The organism is Methanospirillum sp. (genome assembly GCF_028679455.1).
GTDB lineage: Archaea > Halobacteriota > Methanomicrobia > Methanomicrobiales > Methanospirillaceae > Methanospirillum.
Genome location: NZ_JAJRBM010000184.1, coordinates 1 through 3,813, shown reverse-complemented (window position 1 = coordinate 3,813; position 3,813 = coordinate 1). Strand labels below are relative to the sequence as shown.

Sequence of the window (3,813 nt, the reverse complement as noted above, 5' to 3'; positions counted from 1 at the left end):
GATACTATCCCTGAATTCCTGACAACATTATATTCAGGATGAATTCGTTGCTACTGCTGAAGTATTGGTTTCACTGCCGTTGATGATGTTATTATCAATTTCTGAGGTGTTAATTGCACTGTGAGCCACAAGGTCAGCATCAAATGCTGAAGTGTTTATTTCACTACCGTTAATGATGTTGTTATCAAATTCCGTTGTGTTGATCTCACTGTGAGCAACAAGATCAGCATCAAATGCTGAAGTGTTTATTTCACTACCGTTAATGATGTTGTTATCAAATTCGGATGTGTTGATTGCACTGTGAGCCACAAGGTCAGCATCAAATGTGGATGTATTGATGGTGCTATCTGCTATCAGACGCTTGTCAAATTCGGATGCATTTGGTATGATCTCACCATTGACAAAAACTATGGCGACCGCGAGTAGTAACAGTACACTTATAATAGAACCAGTATGGTGCATACTCACTCATTGGCCGTGATCATATAAATGGTCTCGAGTCAGCATGAGTAGATAGGAGTGTTCATCAGTTTTGAGATCACCCGTTCGAAGATCGTATGCGTAATCAATTCTTCACCTGACTTTTGATCAGCATACAGACTCATGGAACTGCTATTAATTCAGATACATCTCATCAAGCAACCTGATTCCCTGACTGGTTCTGAATATTTTCTCTCTGATATTTTGTACTGATTCCCTGCTCATAGAGTCTTCATAGATATTGACGAGAAAATCAGCCTCGACCAGGATCTGAAAATCTGTATTATCGATTTTTGAGTAGGAATGATGATTCCCGATGATGAAACAGATCCGATCCAGTACCGCTTCATCCAGATCATACGACATTAACATCTCCCTGGCTATCGGAGGTCCTTCCTCCTCCTGATACTTCCCTGATGATGACTGATACTTCCGTTCAGCTTCTTTAATGCCGATATCATGCAATAGTGCAGTAATACTGATAATCTGATGGTTCCTGGCATCAGCATTGGATTCCTGTGCTATCAATGAGGCAAAACAGTATACCTTGAGTGCATGATTGATCCGTTTCACATCATCCTGGAAATATCGGATCATATCGGACATAATTGCTGATATCATATCATCTCTCCTTCTGAATCCTCAAAAAGAGATAATCTGAAAATTGAGCTGCACGGTCACACGATCTCGAATACTTCTTTCCCTTCCTGACAGACGGGACAGACCCAGTCATCAGGGATATCCTCAAATGCTGTTCCCGGTGCTATTCCGTTTGCTTCATCACCCTTGGCAGGATCATACACATATCCACAGATAGAACATTCATACGAGTCCATGGTTGTCACTCCTTTTTTGATAATCGTTCTTTGTACACACGGAGTAGAGCATCTGCATACTGTTCCGTAATCTTTGTCGGGATATAATTGAGAACCTTCGCTCTACTGATGAGTTCTTTTTTCAGATCCCCGTCACTTTGGAGATGCATAGCAGAGACTTCATCGAGGATCCATTCAAGTTGGTTAATCCCGGTCGGTTTTCCGTTTACTTCTATAGATCCAACCGTAGTATCCTGCGGGATGATACCTCCGCAGACTTTACAGTACACTCCATCTTTCTCATTACTCATGGTTCCTTCTCCCGGATCATGGTCAGCGACATCTTGAACCGGGTCACTGCACTCAGGGCATGAGGAACACCTGCCGGGAAGATGATGGTATCTCCTTCCTTCATCTGGTGGGTTACTCCCTGGATCCAGACCTCACACTCCCCGTCCAGGATGGTTACCACGGCATCAAACGGGGCTGTATGTTCTGAAAGCCCTTCATCTTCATCAAAAGAGAAGAGGGTGATGGAACCGGCTTTGGTGTTTACAATCATCCGGCTTGCAACCGTGCCATCCTGGTACTCTACCAGATCTTTGAGTGTGAGCACTTTTGCCCGGAGTTCCTGACGTTTTTTTCCGGGGGCTTCTGAATTTTCCTGGGTATCGTGATTGTATTCCATTCTGCATCACCCGTGTCTTTATGAAATTACTGAACCTCAGCGCTGATATCCCTTCTCACCTGCATACCGGGTTGTATCATTATCGATCACGCGAGATTGCTACAAGACCGGAATGGTAAGAAGATAACCGGAGCCGGGGATTCCCACGGTTCCGGATGATTGGGATAGGTATGGATACGGATACTGTTGCGATTGGTATTCAGGAGGGAACCATCCGCTTCATATCCTCTTCGACCGTGCTGTTTTTCCCGAGATTGAAGTTGTCAACCAGGACTTTAAGCACTCCGGGAGAGACGAATCCCGGAAGTTTCGGGCCGAGAGTGATGTTCTTCACACCGAGCGAGAGCAGAGCATACAGCACAAGGCAGGCCTTCTGTTCGTACCAGGCGATGTTGTACGAGACCGGAAGTTCGTTGATACCGACACCAAATGCCTGTGCAAGTGCCTGAGCTATTACGACCAGCGAGTAGCAGTCATTACACTGACCGGCATCAATGACCCGGGGAATTCCTCCAATGGTCCCAAGGTCCAGGGAGTTGTACCGGTACTTGGCACATCCGGCGGTCAGAATGACTGTGTCTTTCGGGAGTGCCTGTGCGAAATCGGTATAATACTGTCGCTCACTCTGCCGGCCGTCACATCCGGCCATGACCACGAACCGTTTGATATCGCCTTTCTTTACGGCCTCAACAACCGTTCCTGCCAGTGCCAGGACTGCGTCATGAGCACACCCGGTGATCAGATCACGACCGTTGGTACCGGGTTCCTGTGGGGGCTGGCATTTTTTTGCATGCTCAATAACACTGGAAAAATCCTTTGTCCCATCAGGTTTTTTTGCAATGTACTTGACTCCCGGATATCCTGCCGGGCCGGTGGTATAGATCTTGTCTTTGTATGAGTCCTTAGGGGGGACGATACAGTTTGTGGTGACCACGATCGGTCCGTTGAACTTCTCGAACTCTTCCTTCTGATGCCACCAGGAAGAGCCGTAGTTCCCGACCAGATGCGTGTATTTCTTAAGAGCCGGGTATGCGTTGGCAGGGAGCATCTCTCCATGAGTGTAGATGTCAACACCGCTGTCTTTAGACTGTTCCAGGAGTTGTTCGAGGTCGCGAAGGTCGTGACCGGTGATAAGAATTCCGGGTTTTGTGCCGACGGTGGTTTTTACCGAAGTGATCTCTGGGCTGCCATACGTCTTCGTGTTCGCAGTATCGAGCAGGGCAAGGACCTTAACCCCGACTGATCCACATTCAAGGACCAGTGCAGTCATCTGATCCGCAGGGAGATCCTGAAGCGTAGACGCCAGCCCTTTCTGCATGAAGTTCGTGATCTCGTTATCAGTATATCCGAGCATCTCTGCATGGTGATAGTACGCAGCAAGTCCTTTCAGACCAAAGAGCAGCATGGCCCGTAATGAATGAACATCATCATTGACGTTTGCCTGCTCGGCTATCTCCTTTGCTTTAGCCTCAATGTCAGCATCACTCTTCGGAGTCCAAGTGCAGGCATCAGGTTCAGTCGCCCCGGATTTCGGAAGGGCATCCCTGATTGAGACGGCTGTAGTGATCATTCCTTTCAGCCGCTGGTCATCAAAGTTGGTGTTGGTCAGAGTTGCGAAGAGAGCTTCAGTTATGAAAGCCCCTGCGTCTTTGTTCCCGCCTCCTTTCGACACTGCTGCAAGGTTTCGTGTGGATATCCCTTTGCAAAGATACAGCAGTACATCCTGAACTCCGGCAGTATGATCTTCTTTTCCACAGACACCTTTTACGGTACAACCGGTTCCCCGGGCAGTCTCTTCACATTGATAACAGAACATAGTCTTTTCCCTCG

General features: G+C 47.3%; 6 protein-coding genes. All 6 read right to left on the bottom strand.

Annotation, left to right across the window (positions count from 1 at the left end):
* Positions 1-33: 33 nt before the first annotated feature.
* The 6 genes from LUQ50_RS06225 to hcp all read right to left on the bottom strand — a co-directional run bounded on the left by LUQ50_RS06225 (position 34) and on the right by hcp (position 3,799).
* A complete protein-coding gene (locus tag LUQ50_RS06225) occupies positions 34-462 on the bottom strand; it encodes a hypothetical protein (protein WP_300037794.1) in 429 nt (142 codons plus the stop codon).
* Positions 463-615: 153 nt separating this feature from the next.
* Complete coding sequence (locus LUQ50_RS06220; protein WP_300037792.1) at positions 616-1,101, bottom strand: HD domain-containing protein; 486 nt, start codon at positions 1,099-1,101, stop codon at positions 616-618.
* Positions 1,102-1,157: 56 nt separating this feature from the next.
* On the bottom strand, positions 1,158-1,316 hold the full coding sequence (rd, locus tag LUQ50_RS06215; RefSeq protein WP_300037788.1) for a rubredoxin: 159 nt from the start codon (positions 1,314-1,316) through the stop codon (positions 1,158-1,160).
* Between the two features lie 5 nt (positions 1,317-1,321).
* A complete protein-coding gene (locus tag LUQ50_RS06210; RefSeq protein ID WP_300037785.1) occupies positions 1,322-1,606 on the bottom strand; it encodes an NAC family transcription factor in 285 nt (94 codons plus the stop codon).
* Positions 1,603-1,983: a cupin domain-containing protein gene (locus LUQ50_RS06205; protein WP_300037782.1), complete on the bottom strand. Its 381-nt coding sequence runs from the start codon at positions 1,981-1,983 to the stop codon at positions 1,603-1,605. Before LUQ50_RS06205 ends, LUQ50_RS06210 begins: the two co-directional genes overlap by 4 nt.
* Positions 1,984-2,182: 199 nt before the next feature.
* The gene (hcp, locus tag LUQ50_RS06200; RefSeq protein WP_300037797.1) at positions 2,183-3,799 is read right to left on the bottom strand and encodes a hydroxylamine reductase; all 1,617 of its coding nucleotides are present in this window, start codon (positions 3,797-3,799) and stop codon (positions 2,183-2,185) included.
* Positions 3,800-3,813 lie beyond the last annotated feature (14 nt).

Bases quoted from the DNA above. Each gene is read 5' to 3' on its own strand.
- LUQ50_RS06225 (WP_300037794.1), bottom strand. From the start codon at position 462: ATGCACCATACTGGTTCTATTATAAGTGTACTGTTACTACTCGCGGTC.
- rd (WP_300037788.1), bottom strand. From the start codon at position 1,316: ATGGACTCGTATGAATGTTCTATCTGTGGATATGTGTATGATCCTGCC.
- hcp (WP_300037797.1), bottom strand. From the start codon at position 3,799: ATGTTCTGTTATCAATGTGAAGAGACTGCCCGGGGAACCGGTTGTACC.
- LUQ50_RS06205 (WP_300037782.1), bottom strand. From the start codon at position 1,983: ATGGAATACAATCACGATACCCAGGAAAATTCAGAAGCCCCCGGAAAA.
- LUQ50_RS06210 (WP_300037785.1), bottom strand. From the start codon at position 1,606: ATGAGTAATGAGAAAGATGGAGTGTACTGTAAAGTCTGCGGAGGTATC.
- LUQ50_RS06220 (WP_300037792.1), bottom strand. From the start codon at position 1,101: ATGATATCAGCAATTATGTCCGATATGATCCGATATTTCCAGGATGAT.